Below are 18,904 nucleotides of genomic sequence, written 5' to 3'. Positions count from 1 at the left end.
TCGGTGACGGGGGTCCTCGCCGAGTGTGGGTCGCGTTCGGCGTGGGTTCCCTCGGGGTCGGGAGCCGGGACGGGTACGCCGGAGTCGGATGGCGGCAGCGCGGTGCCGTGCTCGGGGCGGGCAGCAGCGCGCCGCCATCCGGCCGTCAGCCCGGACCGCGCCGTCCGGACCGGGCTAGAAGATGGCGACGGGGGCGACCGGGGTTCCCGTGGCGCCCACGAACGGTTCGGGCATCGCCGACAGGAAGAACGTGTAGCGGCGCTCTTGTCCACAAGCTGTGGACAACTCTTCGAGATTCCAGTTCTGCCCTTGCAGCATCCCCATCTCGACCAGGTCGAGGGCGTGCACCGGCAGCCACAGATCCTCGATCTCCGGCGGGAAAATCTCGAAGGTGAGGGTGTCGTTGGCGACCGCCGCGACATCGCGCGCGTGGAACCACTCCGGCGTCCGCACGGACAGACCGGGCGAGGGGTAGCCGTAACCGTGCTTGTCGCCGGACAGGTACACCTGCACCTGACCGGTCCGTACGAGCACGATGTCTCCCGGCCGCACCCGGGTCCCGGCGAGCTGCTCTGCGGCCTCCAGGTCCTCCGGGGTCACCGCGTGACCGCCGTCGAGCCGGTCGACGCCCCGCGCGCGTGCCACGTCCAGCAGCACCCCGCGCGAGACGATGTGCCGCGCCTTGTCGATCCCGCTGAACTCGGCGCCCCCGTGCGGTGTCACGGTGCCGGCCGGGCGGCCGTTGTAGAGCCGCCCCGAGTGCGAGACATGGGTCAGCGCGTCCCAGTGGGTGCCCGCCTGCAACCCCATGGTCACCGCGTCGTCGCTGCACGCGACCGTCCCCGGGCCGAACAGCTCCTGGTTGATCTGCACCATCGCGTGCAGCGGATTGACCCGGCCGGGGATCATCCCCGTCTGCACGCCGTCCGCCTGGAGGGGGAGGGCGAGGGGGACGCGACGCCCGGTCCTGATCTCGGATGCGGCCCGGCCGACCACCTCGTCGGTGATCAGGTTCAGGGTGCCGATCTCGTCGTCCGGCCCCCAACGGCCCCAGTTGTTCACGCGCTTGGCGATCTCGTGGAACTCCGGACCGAGTGCCGGCGGTGACGTCGGCAGTGACATCGGGGCCTCCCCGGGGCTTGTCCTCAGGCATCTGACGGGTCGTAGAATCTGAGTCGAATCTAACGGACCGTCAGAAACTGCGGGAGGGGCCGGACATGGCGAACTTCTTGGCAGGCAAGGTCGTCGCCGTCACGGGCGCGGGCCGGGGCATCGGCCGGGCCGCCGCGCTCGCCGCGGCGGCCGAGGGGGCGCGGGTCGTCGTCAACGACTACGGCGTCTCCATGGACGGCGCCTCGCCGACGAGCGAGATCGCCGAGGGGGTCGTCAAGGAGATCGAGGCGGCGGGCGGCGAGGCCGTCGCCGTCGCCGTCGACATCTCCACGATGGCCGGTGGACAGCGGGTCGTCGATGTCGCGCTCTCCACCTACGGACGGCTCGACGGGGTGGTGTGCGTCGCCGGGATCCTGCGGGAGCGGATGCTCTTCAACATGTCCGAGGAGGAGTGGGACCCGGTCGTCGCGACCCATCTGAAAGGCACGTTCACCGTCTTCCGGGCGGCCTCGGCGGTCATGCGGAAGCAGCGGGCCGGGACGCTGATCGGCTTCACCAGCGGCAACCACCAGGGGTCCGTCTCACAGGCCAACTACAGCGCGGCCAAGGGCGGGATCATCTCGCTGGTGCGCAGCGCCGCGCTGGGCCTGAACAAGTACGGGGTGACCGCCAACGCGGTGGCGCCCGTCGCCCGTACGCGGATGTCGGCGAACGTCCCCATGGAGCTGGCGGAGATCGGGTCGCCGGAGGACGTGGCGGCGATGGTCGTCTATCTGCTGTCGGACGCTGCGCGGGAGGCCGGGATCACCGGTCAGGTCTACACGGTCGCCGGACCGAAGATCGCGGTGTGGGCACAGCCCCGGGAGCTGCGGTCGGCGTACGCACCCTCCTCCGGCGGCTGGACGGCCGAACGGATCGCGGAGTTTCTGCCGGGGTCCGTGGGCGTGGACCCGATGCCGATGCTGTCCCGGTTGCAGGAGATGGAACGGGCGGCGCGGGAAGGGAGCCGGCCCAACGCCTAGTGGGGCGCGGGTCGGTCGTGGGGCGGGTGCGGGTGCGGGTGGACTCGACGGTGTTGTTAGGGGAGCCCTGTGGACTATGGATTCACCGACGCGGACGAAGGGTTCCGGGCCGAGGCCCGGGCCTGGCTCGCTGAGCACGCCGAAGCCGGTCAGGACCGGCGGGTCTGGGAACGCACGCTCGGCAAAAGCGGCTGGATAGGGCTGGGTTGGCCCGAAGGCGGCTACGGGAATCGCACCGCGACGCTCACCCAGCAGGTCGCCTGGGCGGAGGAGTACGCGCGGTCGGCCGCACCGCCCCGGTCCGGGCACATCGGCGAGAACCTGCTCGCCCCCACCCTCATCGCGCACGGCACCGACGCCCAGAAGTCCCGTTTCCTGCCCGCCGTCGCCGCCGGCGACGAACTGTGGTGCCAGGGGTACAGCGAGCCGGGCGCCGGGTCCGATCTGGCCGGGGTGCGGACCGCGGCCGTACGGGAGGGGGACGGCTATCGGATCACCGGGCAGAAGATCTGGACCTCGCTCGCGCACGAGGCCGACTGGTGTTTCGTGCTGGCGCGCACCGAGGCGGGATCGCGGCGGCATCACGGGCTGAGTTTCCTGCTGGTGCCGATGGACCAGCCGGGGCGCGTCGAGGTGCGGCCCATCCGCCAGTTGACCGGCACCAGCGAGTTCAACGAGGTGTTCTTCGACGGGGCGTTGGCGCGGGCCGAGCACCTGGTGGGCGGTGAGGGCGCGGGGTGGTCGGTCGCGATGAGCCTGCTCGGATTCGAGCGGGGGGTGTCGACGCTGGCCCAACAGATCGGGTTCGCCGGTGAGTTGGGGCGGGTGATCGAGGCGGCCGTCGCCTCGGGCGCGGTGCGTGATCCCGTCGTGCGCGAGCGACTCGTGCGCCAGTGGGCCGAGTTGCGGACCATGCGGTGGAACGCCCTGCGGACGCTGGGCCGGGCCGGGGACGCCGGGGCACCCAGTGTGGCCAAGCTGCTGTGGGGCGGCTGGCACCAGCGGCTGGGGGAACTGGCGATGTCGGTGCGGGGCGCGGCGGCGACGGTGGGGCCGGTGGACTGGTCACAGCCGCAGCCGCAGCCGCAGCCGCAGCCGCAGCCACAGTCACAGCCACTATCGCCGTCGCCATCGCCGACGCAGGCGCAGGCGCTGTCGCTGTCGCCGTCGTACGAACTCGACCTGTTCCAGCACCTGTTCCTCTTCTCGCGGGCCGACACGATCTACGGCGGCTCGGACCAGGTTCAGCGCACGATCATCGCCGAGCGGGTGCTCGGTCTGCCCAGGGAACCCAAGGGGGTCGTCTGATGCGCGGTGTGGTCTTCGACGGCAAGCAGATCCAGGTCGCGGACGATCTGGAGGTGCGCGAACCGGGCGCGGGCGAGGTGCTGGTCGCCATCTCGGCCGCCGGGCTGTGCCACAGCGATCTGTCCGTGGTGGACGGGACCATCCCCTTCCCCGTCCCCGTGGTGCTGGGGCACGAGGGGGCCGGGGTGGTGGAGGCCGTGGGCGCGGGCGTCGGCCATGTCGCGCCCGGGGACCATGTCGCCCTGTCCACCCTCGCCAACTGCGGGACCTGCGCCGAGTGCGACCGGGGGCGGCCGACCATGTGCCGGCAGGCCATCGGGCGGCCGGGGAAGCCGTTCACGCGGGCGGGCGGGCAGCCGCTCTACCAGTTCGCCGCCAACTCGGCCTTCGCCGAACGGACCGTGGTCAAGGCCGTGCAGGCCGTACGCATACCCAAGGACATCCCCATGCCGTCCGCCGCGCTGATCGGGTGCGGGGTGCTGACCGGGGTCGGCGCGGTGCTGAACCGGGCGCGGGTCGACCGCGGGGAGAGCGTCGTCGTGATCGGGACCGGGGGGATCGGGCTCAACGTCCTCCAGGGGGCGCGGATCGCGGGGGCGTCGACGATCGTCGCGGTCGACGCGAACCCGGCGAAGGAGGAGGCGGCACGGCGGTTCGGGGCGACGGACTTCCTCACGTCCACGGAAGGGGTGCGGGAGTTGCTGCCCACGGGGGCGGACCACGTCTTCGAGTGCGTCGGGCGGGTCGAACTGGTCCGGCAGGCCGTCGACCTCCTCGACCGCCACGGCCAGGCGATCCTGCTCGGCACGGCACCGGCGACGGCGGAGGCGTCCTTCCTGGTCTCGTCGATGTTCCTGGACAAGTCGATCCTCGGCTGCCGCTACGGCTCGTCCCGGCCCCAGCACGACATCCCGCTGTACGCCCAGCTCTACCGCCAAGGCCGCCTGCTGCTCGACGAGTTGGTCACCAGGACGTATCCGGTGGAGGACTTCGAGAAGGCGGCCGGGGATCTGGAGGCGGGGCGGGTGGCGCGGGGGGTGCTGACGTTCTGACGACCGCCCGGGGCGCCGCCTGACGCGGGCATGGCGGGAGTTGTCCACAGGCGGGGAAAATCCCGTGGGATGTTGTCGGCGACGGCCCGTAGCGTGCTGGCATGACCTACCGCGATGTCGTCTCCCGACAGGTCCTGACCTGGGCCTGCACCGCCGTCGGCGCCCGTATGCCGGTGGCCATGGCTCCGCTCGCCCTGGTCTTCCTGGTGCGCGAGCGGCCCGGCGGCTACTCGCTGGGCGCGATCATCGCGGCGGCCTACGTCCTCGGGGAGATCGTCGGCGCCCCGGTGCTCGGGATGCGGCTGCGGCCGGAGCGGGCCCGGGGACAGCTGGCGGCCGGGCTCGCGATCGGGACGGCGGGATATCTGGGGCTCGGACTGTTTCCGGGGGCGCATCCCGCCGTGCTCGCCGGGTTCGCCTGCGTCGCCGGGGGCGCGCCGTCCGCCGCGACCGGCGGACTGCGCACGATGCTCAGCGAGTTGGTGCCCGCCCGGTCCGTGGCACAGGCGCTGTCCGTCGAGTCGATCCTCACGGCGGGCGTGTGGGCGGTGTCCCCGGCCGCGGTCGCCGGGCTGGCGCTCGGTGTCGCGCCGCGCGCTCCGCTGCTGCTCGCGGCCGGGCTGATGGCGTGGTCGGTCGCGGGGCTTTGGCTGCTGCCGGCCGTCTGGGGCGCGGGCGGCGGGACCCGGGGCGAGGCCGGTCCTTCGCTGCTGCGCGTACTCGTCGGCGCCTGGCCGGTGTATGTCGTGGGCGCGGCCAGCCTCGCCCTGCTGGGGCTGTCCGAACTCGTCCTGCCCGCCCTGCTCGAACAGCGTGGCGTCGGCGTCGGCTGGTCCGGCCCGCTGCTGACCGGAATGGCGGTCGGCGGCGGCCTGGGCGCCTTCGTCTACGGCCTGCGCGGCTGGCCGGGGCTGCTGCGCACCCGCAGTGTCGTGCTGATGGCCGGGACCTCGTTGTGCGTGACGCTGGCCGCGCTGATACCGAACACGGCGGGCATCGCGGTCGCGCTGGTCATGGGCGGCACGCTCCAGTCGGGCGCGATGCTCACCCGCAACCTCTCCCTGCGCGAGGTGCTGCCGCCGGACGCGCTGGCCGCCGGCTACTCGGTCATGTACGCGGCGGCGGGCGTCGGTTACGCGGCGACGGGCTCCCTGGCCGGTGGCCTGCTCAGGCTGGTGGCCCCGTCGACGGCGATGCTGGCGGGGGTCGGCCTGACCGTGGCGCTGACCGGCGTCGGGTGGTGGGGGGAGGTGCGGCGCGCGGCCCGTTCAGCGCGGGGCGCCGACGGCGTCGTACCTCCCGTGGTTCTCGGAGGCCCTGCCGCCGCCGGTCCGGAAGGTGCGGCGATACGAGGTCGGAGTGACCCCCAGCGCCGTCTGTAGATGCTGGCGCATCGACTGGGCCGTGCCGAAGCCGGCGTCCGTGGCGATCTGGTCCATGGAGAGGTCGGTGGACTCAAGGAGGTGCCGGGCGCGTTCGACGCGCTGCTGGGTGAGCCACTGGCCGGGGCTGACTCCGACCTCCTCGCGGAAGCGGCGGGTGAAGGTGCGCACCGACATGGCCTCCTGCTCGGCCATGTCCCGCAGCTGGATGGGTTCGTGGAGCCGGGCCAGCGCCCAGGCGCGGGCCGCCGTCGTGGTCGCCAACTGCGCTTCGGGGAGCGGGCGTTGGATGTACTGCGCCTGGCCGCCGTCGCGGTGCGGCGGGACGACCGTGCGGCGGGCCACGTCGTTGGCGACCGCCGTGCCGTGGTCGCGGCGCACCATGTGCAGGCACAGGTCGATGCCGGCCGCGACACCCGCCGAGGTCAGGACGTCGCCGTCGTCGATGAACAGGACGTCCGCGTCGACCTCGATCCGCGGGAAGAGCCGCTGGAAGCGTTCGGCGTCCGCCCAGTGCGTGGTCGCCGGGCGCCCGTCGAGGAGACCGGCGGCGGCGAGGACGTAGACACCCGTGCAGATGGACGCGAGGCGGGTGCCGGGACGGATGCGGGCGAAGGCGGCGGCGAGTTCGGGGGTGAGGACGCCCTGCTCGAAGACCGGGCCCAGTTCGTACGACGCCGGGACGATCACCGTGTCGGCGGTGGCGAGGATCTCCGGCCCGTTCGGGACGTCGATCGCGAAGTCGGCGTCGGTGTCGACCGGACCCGGCGGCCGGACCGAGCAGGTCACGACCTCGTACAGCGGCCGGCCGGTCCCGGGGTCCTTGGGCCGCCCGAAGATCCGGTGCGGGATGCCCAGCTCGAAGGGGAGAAGCCCGTCGAGGGCGAGGACCACGACGCGGTGGGGGCGGGGGTGAGGGTGGGAGGGGGTGTCGGTGGCGGCCATGGCCCGATCCTACCGAACGCTGTCCTTCGGGCCAGTGGTCCGGGAGTGAGGGGATGGCGGAAGCTCGTTGACGTGACGCAGACAAGCGATGCCGCGCCCGGCTCCGCCCAGGAACGACCCGACCCCGTGCCCCGTAGCCGCCCGCGCCCGTGGCGGAGCCGTATGACGGCGCCGCACCGGGCCTGGTTCGTCGCGGGGGTCACCTTCGTGACGATCATCGGCGCGGCGGCCTTCCGGTCGCTGCCGGGGCTGCTGATCGATCCGCTGCACCAGGAGTTCGGCTGGTCGCGCGGGACGATCGGGGCCGCGGTCTCCATCAACCTCGCGCTGTACGGGCTGACGGCCCCCTTCGCCGCCGCCCTCATGGACCGCTTCGGCATCCGGCGCGTCGTCGCGGTCGCGCTGACCGTGATCGCGCTCGGGTCCGGGCTGACGGTGTGGATGACCGCGCCGTGGCAACTGCTGCTGTGCTGGGGCCTGTTGGTGGGTCTGGGCAGTGGTTCGATGGCGCTGGCGTTCGCCGCGACCGTCACCAACCGCTGGTTCACCGAGCGCAAGGGCCTGGTCACCGGCATCCTCACCGCCGCCTCGGCGTCCGGGCAGCTGATCTTCCTGCCGCTGCTGTCCTGGATCGTCGAGGAGCACAGCTGGCGCCCGGCGGCGGTGACCGTGGCCCTCGCCGCCCTCGCGGTCGTCCCCTTCGTGTGGCTGCTGCTGCGCGACCACCCGGCGGACGTGGGCGTGAAGCCGTACGGCGCGGCCGAGTTCGTACCGAAGCCGGCCCCCGTGCCGGGCGCGGCCCGCCGCACGGTCTCCGTCCTGTCCAAGGCGGTCCGCACCGGGCCCTTCTGGCTGCTGGCCGGCACCTTCGCGATCTGCGGGGCCTCCACCAACGGCCTGATCCAGACCCACTTCGTGCCCGCCGCCCACGACCACGGCATGCCCATCACGGCGGCGGCCTCGCTGCTCGCCGTGATCGGGGTCTTCGACGTCGTCGGCACGATCGCCTCCGGCTGGTTCACGGACCGCTTCGAACCCCGCCGGCTGCTCGCCGTCTACTACGCCCTGCGCGGCGTCTCCCTCCTCTTCCTCCCCATGCTGCTGGCCCCCGCCGTCCACCCGCCGATGATCTTCTTCATCGTCTTCTACGGCCTCGACTGGGTCGCCACCGTCCCGCCGACCCTCGCCCTGTGCCGCGAGCAGTACGGCGAGGACAGCGCGATCGTCTTCGGCTGGGTGCTCGCCTCGCACCAGGTCGGAGCGGCGCTGGTGGCCTTCCTCGGCGGGGTCGCCCGGGACGCGTTCGGGTCGTACGACATGGTCTGGTACGTGTCCGGGGCGCTGTGCGCGGTGGCCGCGCTGATGGCGCTGGTCATCCGGCGGCGGCCGATGGCGGCGATGCGGCCGGTGGCGGTGGCCTGAGGGCTACGGCGCGGAGCTGACGTTGCCCTGCGCGTCGATGGTGTGGGTCCGCCAGTAGGTGTCCCACTTGTCGTCGACGTGCTGGGGCGTCTTGCCCTTCGGGTAGCGCGCGTAGCCGCTGGGCGGGTTGTCGCCGTCCTTCACGCAGGCGCCGCCCGTGGTGCTGTCCACGGCCAGGACGGGGTACTCGCCCGAACTGCACATGGCGTCCGCCGTGGTGAACGAGCAGGCGGACAGCAGCCCGGCGCCCGAGATGAGGGCGGCGGTGAGAACGGCGGCCCGTGCGCGCCCGCTGATGGTTCGGGTGAACTTGCTCATGGTCGTGGCCCCCCGGTCGGTTGCTCGTATCGGTCTGGGAGCAAGCCTGGCGGAGGAGGGGCGCGCCCTCATGAGTACGCGGGCTCAGAACCGGCGCGCGGGTTACTCAGGGAAACTCAGAGGAACCGGCCCCGGTGGAACAGCAGCGGCGCCCCGTCCGGGTCCTCGCTGCCCAGCGCGTCCACCCGTCCCACCACGATCAGATGGTCGCCCCCGGTGTGCACCGCGTGGATCGTGCAGTCGATCCACGCGGCGGCGCCGGTCAGGCGCGGGGCGCCGGAGACCGGGGAGGCGTCGTAGGACACGCCGGCGAACTTGTCGGTGCCGCTGACCGCGAAGCCGCGGCACAACTCGCCCTGCTCGGCGCCGAGTACGTTGACGCAGAAGACACCGGCGCGGGCGATGCGCGGCCAGGTCCCGGACGTACGGCCGACCATGAAGACGACCAGCGGCGGGTCGAGGGAGAGCGCGGAGAACGACTGACAGGCGAAGCCGGCGGGGCCGGGCTCACCGGCCGCCGCGGGGGCGGTGATCACTGTCACGCCGGTCGCGAAGTGGCCCAGTACGCGCCGGAATTCGCGCTGGTCGACCGGCGCGCGCTCGTCGTCCGCGACACACCTGAGCTCCGGTCGCGGCAGCGCCTCGACCGGTCGCGCGGCCGGAGCGCTCGCGGACGACCTGAGGTAGCGGACGGCGGCGGCAGCCGCTCCAGCTTGTCCCATCACACCACCATTGAAGCTGACGCCTCATCAGATAGGAAGGGGCGTCGCGGCGCCGTGTGCGCTGACGGCCCATTCACAGACTCCCGGGCAGAACATGGGAGTTACGTCGCCGCACGGACCTCCGCGAGTCACTCCCCGCACACCCGTCCGCAGCAGAGTTGCGCAACGACCGCCGCCGGTACGGAACCGGTGGCCGCCGTGACCTCCCGAGGAGCACCCACCCGATGAACCGTCTCACCGCACGCGGTACGGCAGTTGCCGCCGTGGCCGGCCTCGCCCTGACCCTCGCCGCCGCCCTGCCCGCGCAGGCCGCCACCGTCACCGAGGCGCAGTGGCTGACCGACGTCGCCGCCGTCACCACCCCGGCGCAGACCTACATCGACGGCCGCGCCGCCGCCAACACCTCGGGCGCCAAGCAGGCGATCGTCCTCGACATCGACAACACCTCGCTGGAGACCTACTTCGAGGGCTACAGCACCAGCATCCCCGCCACCGCGCCGGTGCTCGCGCTCGCCCAGGACGCGCACGCCAAGGGCATCAGCGTGTTCTTCATCAGCGCCCGCAGCAACCTGTTCAACTCGGTCACCAAGTCCAACCTGACGAAGGTCGGTTACACGGTCGACGGCCTCTACGCCCGCACGGTCGCCCAGCTGCTGACCGAGTCCATCGCCGACTTCAAGACCTCCCAGCGCAAGGCGATCGAGGCGAACGGCTACGACATCATCGCCAACATCGGCAACAACACGACCGACCTGAGCGGCGGTTACGCCGACACCACGTACAAGCTGCCCGACTACGACGGCCTGTTGGACTGACGTCCCGAGGCCACCGGCCACCGGCCCAAGGTCACCGGCCCCGGAACTCGGGACTCCGGCGCTCCACGAAACTCGCCACGCCCTCCTGGGCGTCCGACGTCGTCATGTTGATCTCCTGGGCCGTGGCCTCCGCCGCGAACGCGGTCGAACGGTCGCTGTCCAGGGACGCGTTGACGAGCTGCTTGGTGAGCGCGAGGGCCCGGGTGGGGCCGGTGGCCAGGCGTTGTGCCCACGCGTCGGCCGTCTTCGCCAGGTCACCGTCCGGTACGACCCGGTTGACGAGGCCGAGGCGCTCCGCGTCCGCGGCGCTCAGCGCGTCGCCGAAGAACATCAGCTCCTTGGCGCGCTGGGGCCCGATCAGCCGGGGCAGCAGATAGGCGCCGCCGCCGTCCGGGACCAGGCCGCGGCGCACGAAGACCTCGATGAAGCGGGCCGACTCGGCGGCCAGTACGAGGTCGCAGGCCAGGGCCAGCTGAGCACCCAGGCCCGCCGCCGTGCCGTTCACCGCGGCGATCACCGGTTTCTCGCAGTCCAGGACGGCCGCGATCAGCCGCTGCGCGCCCAGCCGGATCGTGCGGGCGACGTCCCCGGCCACCCGCTCGCCGCCCGCCGCGCCGCCCCTCAGGTCCGCGCCCGCGCAGAAGCCGCGTCCGGTGCCGGTGAGGACCACCGCCCGGACCGACGCGTCGGCCGAGCACTCCGCCAACAGGCCTATCAGGCGGTCGCGTTGCGGCGGGGTGAGGGCGTTCAGGGTCTCGGGGCGGTTGAGGGTGAGGTGGGCGACGCCGTCCGTGACCGTGTGGACGAGATCGGCCGGCTGCCCGCTCATCGGCACACCGCCAGCGCGTCCAGGGCCACCGCGCCCTGGCCCCTCGGCAGCACCATCAGCGGGTTGATGTCCAACTCCGAGAGCACATCCCCCAGTTCGAGAGCCATGCGCTGCACGCGGAGGATCACCTCCACCAGCGCGTCCAGGTCGGCGGGCGGTCGCCCGCGTACTCCGTCCAGCAGTGGCCGGCCGCGCAGTTCGCCGAGCATGTCGGCCGCCTGGTCCTCGCCGAACGGCGGCACCCGGACCGCCACGTCCCGCAGCACCTCGACCAGCACCCCGCCCAGCCCGACCGTCACGGTGGGTCCGAACAGGTCGTCCTGGGTGACGCCCACGACCATCTCGACGCCCCGCTCGACCATCTGGCAGACCAGGACGCCGTCGAGGGTCACGTCCTCGTAGCGTGCGATGTCCGTCAACTCGCGGTAGGCGTCCCGGACTTGGCTGGCCGAGGTCAGGCCGACCTTCACCAGGCCCAGTTCCGTCTTGTGCGCTATCTGGCCGCCCGACGCCTTCATCACCACCGGGTAGCCGACCAGCCCCGCCGCCCGTACGGCCGCCGCCGCGCTGGTGACCAGCTGCTCGCGGGGCACCCGGATGCCGTAGGCCCGCAGCAGTTGCTTGGCCGCGTGCTCGCTCAGCTGCTGGCCCGGACGCATCAGGGCCTGGGCCTTGCGGAAGGAGGGGGAGAGGGTGCGGGGGGCCTCGTCGAAGGGGGAGCGGTAGGCGTGGACGAAGCGGTGGTGGGAGAAGTAGGCGCGCAGGGCCGTGATGCAGTTGCCGACCGTCCGGAAGGTGGCCACCCGCGAGGAGCCCAACAGGACGTCCCGGTACGCCGGTTCGGTGCCGACCGGTGAACCCCACACCACGCACACCAGCTTGTCGGTGCGCTCGGCCGCCGCGACCAGGTCCTCGACCAGCTTGTCGCTCAGCGGCGGGAACGGGCCCGTGATCGGACACACCAGGACGCCCACCTCGGGGTCGTCGAGGATCGCGTCGATGATCTTCCGGCCGCGCCAGTCGCCCACCGGGTGACCGCCGTTGTCGACCGGGTTGGCCACGCTCAGGTACGGCGGTATCCACTCGTGCAGCTCGGCCTGCTTGGCGGTCGACAGCCGGGGCAGGTGCAGCCCCGCCTCGCTCGCCAGGTCGGCGAAGTGGGCGCCGGTGCCGCCGGAGATCGAGTACACGACGACCCCGTCGGCGACCGGGGGCCTCGCCCGCGCCAACAGGCTCGCGGTGTCCTGGAGTTCGTCGAGACCGTCGACGCGCAGCACGCCGTACTGGCGCATCGCCGCGTCCACCACCGTGTCCGCGCCGGTGAGTTTGCCGGTGTGCGAGGCGGCCGTCCGGGCGCCGGTCTCGGTGCGGCCGACCTTCACCGCGACGACGGGCACCTTGCGGCGGGCGGCCCGGTCGACGGCGAGGAGGAAGGCGCGGCCGTCCTTGATGCCCTCCAAGTAGCAGGCGATGGCGCCCACTTCGGGCCGTTCGGCGAAGTAGGAGATGAAGTCGGACGTCTCCAGGTCGGCCTCGTTGCCGGTGGGCGCCCAGTGGGAGAGGCGGATGCCGAGTTCCTGGAGTGCGAAGACCGGGCGGCCCTGGTGGCCGGACTGGGTGATGAGGGCGATCGCCGGGCCGTCCAGGTCCTCGCGGAACTTCTCGAAGGCGTTGAGGTTGGTGTTCGGGCCGAGCAGGCGGAGTCCGGATCGGCCCACGGCGGCGGCCAGTCGGGCCTGCGCGAGCGCGCCCTCCTCGCCGGTCTCCGCGAAGCCGGACGCGAAGGCGACCGCGAACCTCACCTTGGCCTCGGCCAGTTGCTCGATCACGGGCAGCGGGTCGGCGACCAGCACCACGGCCAGGTCGACCTGTTCGGGGAGATCGGCGACGGAGGGGAAGCAGGGCACGTCGAAGACCGTCGTACGGGTGGGATGCACCGGGTACAGACGTGCCCCCACCCGGCTCGCCCAGGCGGTGAGTTGGCGGGTGATGCCGGTGTTGGGGCGTCCCTCCGCGTCCGAGGCGCCGATCACGGCGACCGACTCGGGGCGGAAGAAACGGTCGAGGTCGGGCACGCCGGCGTACAACGGCCGCCCGCCGACATCGAGATCGTCGACGTCGGCGGGCCTTCCGTGGACGGCGGGGCCGGGTTGCTCACCGCAGGCGATGACCCGGGCCCGGCGGGAGTCGGTGGTGAGGGTGCCGTGGGTTGATCCAAGCATCGGTCCGCCCGCTCCTGTGTGACAGCATATTGAACTGACGCACTGTCAGATTACTGAACTGACAGTGCGTCAGGAACTGTCGTGCACGCAAAAGAACGCGGCTGCCCCTACGCCCCCGACACCGGGCGGGTCTTCGCGAGGTTCCTGGCGAGCGCCTTCGCGATCTTCTCCGCGTCCATGGCCAGCTCGCGGAACATGCCGCTGATGGGGTTGGTGAAGCCGGTGAAGTACAGACCGGGCGCGTCCTTCGGGGAGCGGGCGCCGTGCACGACCGGCCTGCCGCGCGCGTCCAGCACACCGAGATGACCGACGAGACCCTCCAGCGAGCGGACGTACCCCGTGGCCGCCACGACGGCGTCCGGCTCGATCCGCTCGCCGCCGGCCAGCACCACCTTGCCGTCCTCGAACGCCTCCACCGCCGCCACGACCTCCACCCGCCCCTTGCGCACCGCGTCGATCAGACCGACGTCCTGCACCGGGATCGACCCGTCCTTGACCCGGCTGTACAGCCCGGTGTCGGGCCGCGGCAGCCCCTGCTCCGACAGATCCGGCACGCTGAGCTTGGCCATCGGCCCCGCGAGCCGGTCCACGAGACGCACCGGCAGCCGTCGTACGACGATGCCCGTGTACTGGGCCGCCCAGCCCGCGGTCGAGCGGCGCACGATGTGCGGGGTGGTGCGCACGGCGAGCCGCACGCGCGAGGCGCCGCCCTCCACCAGGTCGACCGCGATCTCCGCGCCCGTGTTGCCGACGCCGACGACCAGGACGTCCCGGCCCGCGTAGGGCGCCGGGTTGCGGTAGTCGGCGGCGTGCAGGAGTTCGCCGGTGTAGGTGTCGCGGCCGGGCCAGTCGGGCAGCCGGGGGGTGTGGTTGGTGCCGGTCGCGACGACGACCGCGCGGCCGGTCAGCTCCCGCCCGCCGGTGGCGTGCAGCAGCCAGCCCGCGCCGTCCGCCGAGCGCTCGACGCGCGAGACCTCGACACCGGTGACGATCTCCAGCTCGTGGACCTCGGCGTACTTCTCCAGGTAGCGCACCACGTCGTCGCGCGCCACCCAGCGCCCGAAACGGCGCGGTATCGCGAGTCCCGGCAGGCCCGAGAGCCGCCGGGTGGTGTGCAGGTGGAGCCGGTCGTAGTGGCCGCGCCAGGACGCCCCGACCCGGTCCGACCGCTCCAGTACGACGGCACGGATGCCCCGCGCGCGCAGCGCGTACGCGGCGGCGAGTCCGCCGGGGCCGCCGCCGATGACGTACACGGGGCGGTCTGCGTGGTTCTGCACCGCGGGCTGCGCGGACGCTGTGGAGTCGGCCATGAGCGCGAGCGTAATCACGCCCCACGTTGATGGGTCTCGGTCAAGACCGGAATTGGTTGCGGATTGATCACGGGTGTGGAGGACCGCGTGCGGCCGGTGACGTAGGGCGTCTGGTTGTGCGGGCCGTGGCCGTGGCGCGGACGTCCGGGAAAAACCACGACGCCGAGCCCGCGAGGTGTGCGCGGGGGCTCGGCGTCGTGCGGCGGTGACCGGAATGCATGACGGGAAACCGGTACCGCGTTCTTGGGGGCCTACTTGTTCTTCGGGCCCCGGTGGTTGGTGACCTGGGCGATCCAGGTGATGAAGTCGCCCGGGTCGGTGTTGGCGCCGTGGCCCTCGTCCCAGTAGTAGAGGTGGTTCACGTCGTCGCCCAGGTCGCCGAGGCGCGCGGCGAGGTTGGCGGCGACCGTCAGCGAGGTGTCCGAGTCCTTGGTGCCGAGCCGGATCCACCAGTGCTTGGAGCGGTTCGGGTTCGCCTTGCCGACCAGGTGGTGCATCGGGTTCATCAGGTCGAGCTTGGCGGGGATGTCGCTGGCGACGCGCTTGGTGGTCAGGCCCGTCGAGTCGTTCTTCGCGCCGTACGCCGTGAAGTGGCGGGCCAGGGTGGTGCCCGCGCCGAACTCGTTGTTCTCGCCGGCCGACAGGTCGAAGGCGTCGAAGGCCGGGGCGTCCTTCTTGCGGGCGCCGACGTGGGTGAGGAAGTCGGCCCAGGTGAAGGTGGCCTTTCCGCCGGACCAGGTGATGAAGGTGTTGGCCTTCAGATAGGTCGCGCGGGCGGAGTCGGAGAGGGCGGCGAGATACGTGGTCGCCGACGGCTCCAGATACTGCTTGACCAGGTAGGTGTCGAGGTTGCGGGCGTTGAGCGGACCGAAGCCGCCGAGGCCGCGCAGCTTCAACCCGGCCTGGTACTCGGCGAACTGCGCCTGGAGCGCCTTGGAGACGGTCTGGTCGACGAGCTTGCCGGTGCTCAGGTCGTTGCCGCCCCAGTTCCACTCGTAGGCGCCGTCCGCGTGCTCCAGGTCGGTGATCGGGCACCAGGCACCGGTCGCGAAGATCGCGTCGGAGGCGTCGGCCGCGCCGATCTCCTTGAGGTACTTGTCGTAGGCGGGGCTGTCACCGGACGCGCCGAGCAGGGAGGAGAGGGCGCCACCGGCACTCGTGCCCGCCGAGACGATCCGCTCGACGTCGCCGGGGATACGGCCCTTGTTGGACCGGATGTACCGGACGGCGGCCTTCAGGTCGACGATCGCGGCGGGCGCGGTGCCGTAGTACTCGCCGTCGGAGTTCTTGAGGGTACGGCCGCGGGCGCCGGGCTCGATCACGACGTACCCGGCGGCCAGCGCGAGGAGCTGGTTGCCGGCGGTCGCGCCGCCGGTGGCGTTGGTGTTGCCGTTCGCGTTCGAGGCGGTGGAGGCCGAGGCGCTGGGGGCCGCGCCGCCGGTGGGCGCGCCGCTGGGGGCCGCGCCGCCGCCGGACATGCCCCCGGCGCCGACACCGGTGGCGGTCGCCACGGAGGACGGCATGTAGCCGCCGACGGAGTTGGCGAGCAGGATCGGCGCGTCGCTCGCGTCGACCGCCTTGCCGTCGATCTCCACCGGGACGCTCACGACCAGCGACTGGTAGGTGGCGTCGACCGGCTCGGCGACGTAGGTGATCGCCTTCCAGAAGTGGTAGACGACCGTGTGGTCCTTGTCGTTCGTGTCCGTGACGGTCGTCGTCAGCTTGGTATAGGCGTCCGGGTCGAAGACCAGGGAGTCCGAGGAGGACGAGGACGAGGAGCCGGAGTCGCTCGACGCGTTCGCGGTGAGCGCGACTCCGCCGATCGCCGCGACACCGGCGGTGGCGCCGATGCCCATGACCACTGTCCTGCGCTTCACTGCCCTGTGCTTCACGGTGCTGCCTCTCGTTTCCCGACTTCGACGCCTTGCGCTTGCGAACGTAATCGGCGGCCAACAAAATCGTCAACAATCCGTCCGGGATTCATGGCGGGCCCACAGCCGCGCGGTCCGGGCACAGGATTTTCATGGCCCCCTCTCGGCTTTCTTCAGGTTCTGACGTACCGTCAGATTCATGGATGCGATCTGGCTCGACGGAGCGGAATGGCTCGCGGTCCTCCGCATAGGACTCGGCCTGTGGTGGCTGGAGAGCTGGCGGCACAAGGACAAGAAGGCCTGGTTCGAACGCGGCACCGGCATCGCCTGGGCCGCCGACGTCGCCGCCAAACACCGCTGGACCGCGGTCCGTTCGGGCTTCGACGTGATGGTCGCGCCACGCCCGCGCACGATGGCGTACGTCGTCGTCTACGCCGAACTCGCGGTCGGCCTCGGCCTGGTCGCGGGCTTCCTCACCCCGGTCGCCCTGGTCGGGGGCCTGCTCCTCAACGTCCTCTACTTCACCCTCATGATCCACGACTGGGCGGAGCAGGGGCAGAACGCGATGATGGCGCTCATCTCGGTCGTCGCCCTGTTCGCGATGTCCTGGCAGGTCTGGTCGCTGGACGCGGCGGCGGGGTGGTTCTGATGGCCCCGGACCCGCGCTTCGACCTCCCGGAGGCGGACGCGTTCACCCGGACCTACTGGGAGGCCGCCGGTCAGGGCAGACTCCTGATCCGCCGCTGCGCCGACTGCGGCCGGCCCCACCACTACCCACGCGAGTTCTGCCCGCACTGCTGGAGCGAGCACGTCACCTGGGAGACCGCGAGCGGCCACGCCACCCTCTACACCTGGTCCGTCGTCCACCGCAACGACCTGCCGCCCTTCGGACAGCGGGTGCCGTACGTCGCCGCGGTCGTCGACCTCGCGGAGGGCCCGCGCATGATGACCGAACTGGTCGACTCCGACCCGGCCGCCCTGCGGGCCGGGACGCCGGTCGAGGCGGTGTTCCGGGAGGGAGTCCCGGTGTTCCGGACACGGGCCGGGGAAAAATGACGTACCCGGTGCACGTGACACTTGGTTCAATGGCGCGATGGCCCACATACGCGAGCGGTCCGTTCAGCGCCCCCTGCCCGAGCTGAACGGCCACGGACTGCGGCTGCGCCCCTGGGACCCCGACGACGACACGGAAGTCGCGGACTGGCTGCGCGGAGTGTCCGACCCCGACTTCCAGCGCTGGAACACCCCGCTCCGCCCGGTCACGGACCTCACCAGCGCCCGCAACGCGCTGCGCGCCCGCGCGGAGGGCGCCGAGGACGGGGTCAGCGCCTCGTTCCGCGTCGTGGACGCCGCCGACGGTACGACCCTCGGACACATCGGCATCAACGACATCGACCACGTCGTCCGAGTCGCCCGCGTCGGCTACTGGACGCTCCCCGAGGCCCGCGGCCGGCACGTGGCGACCCGCGCGCTCACCCTCGTCGCCCGCTGGTCCCTCACCGACCTCGGCCTGCACCGCCTCGAACTGGGCCACGCCCTCGGCCACCACGCCTCCTGCCGGATCGCCGAACGCTGCGGCTTCCCCGCCGAGGGAACACTGCGCGGGGCGATGTTCGAGGCGGGCCGCCGCGACGCGTTCCGCGACGTCCACCTGCACGGCCGTCTGGCGACCGACCCGGAGACCCAACTGTGACGACGATCCCCACCTGGCACCTCACCGCGGACCTCGACCGATTCCTGCGCCTGGCGGGGGACTTCCTCCGGTCCCGGCCCGCCCATCACACGATCCAGCTGACGGTCACGGACACCCTGCGCCGACGCGGGCGGCACGTCTACGGCGACGGCGAACCGGAGTTCGGCCTCCTGGAACACGACGGCACCGTCACGGCCGCGTTCTTCCGCACACCCCCAGGCCGCCTCATGTCGACCCGCCTCACCCCCGCCGAGACAGAAGCGCTGGCCGCCGAACTGGCCGACCGGGGAACCGAGTTGCCCGGCTTCATGGCCGAACAGGACACGGCGAGCGCCTTCGCGGAGGCATGGCGACACCGCACGGGAGCCGTACCCGACGTCAACGTCCGCCAACGCCTCTACCGCCTCGGCGAGTTGACGATCCCGAGACCGGTCCCGCCCGGCCGCCCCAGAGTCGCGACGGCGAAGGACCGCGAACAACTCATCCGCTGGCACGGCGAGTTCGTCACGGAGGTCGGCGAGCACGGAGCCATGATCGGCTCCGCCGACTGGGCCGACGCCCGCATCTCCTACGGCGGCGTCACGCTCTGGGAGACCGCGGAGGGAACCCCCGTGTCGATGGCGGGAGTCACCGCGAAGGTGGCCGGGCAGATCCGCGTGGCTCCCGTCTACACACCGGCGGAACTGCGCGGCCGGGGCTACGCCGGCGCCGCCACGGCCGAGGTCAGCCGGGCCGCGCGGGCGGCGGGCGCGGACGAGGTACTCCTCTTCACCGACCTCGCGAACCCGACCAGCAACGCCCTCTACCAGCGGATCGGCTACCGCCCCGTCGCGGACTTCACCGCGTACGACTTCGGCCCCGGCACCGCCGGAAGGTGATA

Annotated in this window: 18 protein-coding genes; 10 read left to right on the top strand and 8 right to left on the bottom strand. The window is 72.1% G+C overall.

What is annotated here, in order from left to right; translation table 11 throughout:
* Positions 1-174: 174 nt before the first annotated feature.
* A complete protein-coding gene (locus ACIQPR_RS04935) occupies positions 175-1,122 on the bottom strand; it encodes a cyclase family protein (protein WP_403641965.1) in 948 nt (315 codons plus the stop codon).
* 95 nt (positions 1,123-1,217) lie between these two features.
* On the opposite strand from ACIQPR_RS04935, the gene ACIQPR_RS04930 reads away from it, so the two are divergent.
* The 4 genes from ACIQPR_RS04930 to ACIQPR_RS04915 all read left to right on the top strand — a co-directional run bounded on the left by ACIQPR_RS04930 (position 1,218) and on the right by ACIQPR_RS04915 (position 5,877).
* On the top strand, positions 1,218-2,135 hold the full coding sequence (locus ACIQPR_RS04930; protein WP_403641962.1) for an SDR family oxidoreductase: 918 nt from the start codon (positions 1,218-1,220) through the stop codon (positions 2,133-2,135).
* Positions 2,136-2,204: 69 nt separating this feature from the next.
* The gene (locus tag ACIQPR_RS04925; protein WP_403641959.1) at positions 2,205-3,443 is read left to right on the top strand and encodes an acyl-CoA dehydrogenase family protein; all 1,239 of its coding nucleotides are present in this window, start codon (positions 2,205-2,207) and stop codon (positions 3,441-3,443) included.
* Positions 3,443-4,495 (top strand): Zn-dependent alcohol dehydrogenase, encoded by a 1,053-nt coding sequence (locus tag ACIQPR_RS04920; RefSeq protein WP_403641956.1) that lies wholly within the window; start codon positions 3,443-3,445, stop codon positions 4,493-4,495. The genes ACIQPR_RS04925 and ACIQPR_RS04920 overlap by 1 nt, the downstream gene beginning before the upstream one ends.
* Positions 4,496-4,596: 101 nt before the next feature.
* On the top strand, positions 4,597-5,877 hold the full coding sequence (locus ACIQPR_RS04915) for an MFS transporter (protein WP_403641953.1): 1,281 nt from the start codon (positions 4,597-4,599) through the stop codon (positions 5,875-5,877).
* Here ACIQPR_RS04915 and ACIQPR_RS04910 read toward each other — a convergent pair.
* Positions 5,764-6,822: a GlxA family transcriptional regulator gene (locus tag ACIQPR_RS04910; protein ID WP_403641950.1), complete on the bottom strand. Its 1,059-nt coding sequence runs from the start codon at positions 6,820-6,822 to the stop codon at positions 5,764-5,766. The two genes, ACIQPR_RS04915 and ACIQPR_RS04910, sit on opposite strands and share 114 nt — an antisense overlap.
* Positions 6,823-6,894: 72 nt before the next feature.
* Between ACIQPR_RS04910 and ACIQPR_RS04905 the strand changes: the two genes are divergently transcribed.
* Positions 6,895-8,244: an MFS transporter gene (locus ACIQPR_RS04905; protein WP_403641947.1), complete on the top strand. Its 1,350-nt coding sequence runs from the start codon at positions 6,895-6,897 to the stop codon at positions 8,242-8,244.
* A gap of 3 nt (positions 8,245-8,247) precedes the next feature.
* Here the strand turns inward: ACIQPR_RS04905 and ACIQPR_RS04900 are convergent, their stop codons facing one another.
* Positions 8,248-8,562, bottom strand: coding sequence for an SCO0607 family lipoprotein (locus tag ACIQPR_RS04900; protein ID WP_403641944.1), 315 nt, complete (start codon positions 8,560-8,562; stop codon positions 8,248-8,250).
* A gap of 116 nt (positions 8,563-8,678) precedes the next feature.
* The gene (locus tag ACIQPR_RS04895; RefSeq protein ID WP_403641942.1) at positions 8,679-9,284 is read right to left on the bottom strand and encodes a flavin reductase family protein; all 606 of its coding nucleotides are present in this window, start codon (positions 9,282-9,284) and stop codon (positions 8,679-8,681) included.
* Positions 9,285-9,508: 224 nt separating this feature from the next.
* On the opposite strand from ACIQPR_RS04895, the gene ACIQPR_RS04890 reads away from it, so the two are divergent.
* Positions 9,509-10,099 carry an HAD family acid phosphatase gene (locus tag ACIQPR_RS04890; protein ID WP_403641939.1) on the top strand — a complete coding sequence of 197 codons (591 nt, stop codon included), beginning with the start codon at positions 9,509-9,511 and terminating at the stop codon, positions 10,097-10,099.
* A 31-nt stretch (positions 10,100-10,130) separates the two neighbouring features.
* Here the strand turns inward: ACIQPR_RS04890 and ACIQPR_RS04885 are convergent, their stop codons facing one another.
* The 4 genes from ACIQPR_RS04885 to ACIQPR_RS04870 form a co-directional block, all read right to left on the bottom strand.
* Entirely contained in the window at positions 10,131-10,928 is a 798-nt protein-coding gene (locus ACIQPR_RS04885; RefSeq protein WP_403641936.1) for an enoyl-CoA hydratase/isomerase family protein, read from the bottom strand.
* Positions 10,925-13,150: an acetate--CoA ligase family protein gene (locus ACIQPR_RS04880; RefSeq protein WP_403641933.1), complete on the bottom strand. Its 2,226-nt coding sequence runs from the start codon at positions 13,148-13,150 to the stop codon at positions 10,925-10,927. The genes ACIQPR_RS04885 and ACIQPR_RS04880 overlap by 4 nt, the downstream gene beginning before the upstream one ends.
* A gap of 107 nt (positions 13,151-13,257) precedes the next feature.
* Entirely contained in the window at positions 13,258-14,460 is a 1,203-nt protein-coding gene (locus ACIQPR_RS04875; protein WP_403641931.1) for a flavin-containing monooxygenase, read from the bottom strand.
* Positions 14,461-14,711: 251 nt separating this feature from the next.
* Positions 14,712-16,316 carry a subtype B tannase gene (locus tag ACIQPR_RS04870; protein WP_403642932.1) on the bottom strand — a complete coding sequence of 535 codons (1,605 nt, stop codon included), beginning with the start codon at positions 16,314-16,316 and terminating at the stop codon, positions 14,712-14,714.
* A 214-nt stretch (positions 16,317-16,530) separates the two neighbouring features.
* Between ACIQPR_RS04870 and ACIQPR_RS04865 the strand changes: the two genes are divergently transcribed.
* Genes ACIQPR_RS04865 through ACIQPR_RS04850 form a run of 4 tightly spaced genes read left to right on the top strand, consistent with a single transcriptional unit; the run spans position 16,531 to position 18,902 of the window.
* On the top strand, positions 16,531-16,980 hold the full coding sequence (locus ACIQPR_RS04865; protein WP_403641928.1) for a DoxX family protein: 450 nt from the start codon (positions 16,531-16,533) through the stop codon (positions 16,978-16,980).
* Positions 16,980-17,387: a Zn-ribbon domain-containing OB-fold protein gene (locus ACIQPR_RS04860; RefSeq protein WP_403641926.1), complete on the top strand. Its 408-nt coding sequence runs from the start codon at positions 16,980-16,982 to the stop codon at positions 17,385-17,387. The genes ACIQPR_RS04865 and ACIQPR_RS04860 overlap by 1 nt, the downstream gene beginning before the upstream one ends.
* Positions 17,388-17,424: 37 nt before the next feature.
* Positions 17,425-18,024, top strand: a complete 600-nt coding sequence (locus ACIQPR_RS04855) for a GNAT family N-acetyltransferase (RefSeq protein ID WP_403641924.1) — start codon at positions 17,425-17,427, stop codon at positions 18,022-18,024.
* On the top strand, positions 18,021-18,902 hold the full coding sequence (locus ACIQPR_RS04850) for a GNAT family N-acetyltransferase (RefSeq protein WP_403641921.1): 882 nt from the start codon (positions 18,021-18,023) through the stop codon (positions 18,900-18,902). Before ACIQPR_RS04855 ends, ACIQPR_RS04850 begins: the two co-directional genes overlap by 4 nt.
* Positions 18,903-18,904: the final 2 nt, after the last annotated feature.

The sequence above is a fragment of the Streptomyces sp. NPDC091280 genome (assembly GCF_044768565.1).
Taxonomy (GTDB): Bacteria; Actinomycetota; Actinomycetes; order Streptomycetales; family Streptomycetaceae; genus Streptomyces.
The sequence above is the reverse complement of the archived record's forward strand: the minus strand, read 5'-3'. Positions and strand labels throughout refer to the sequence as shown.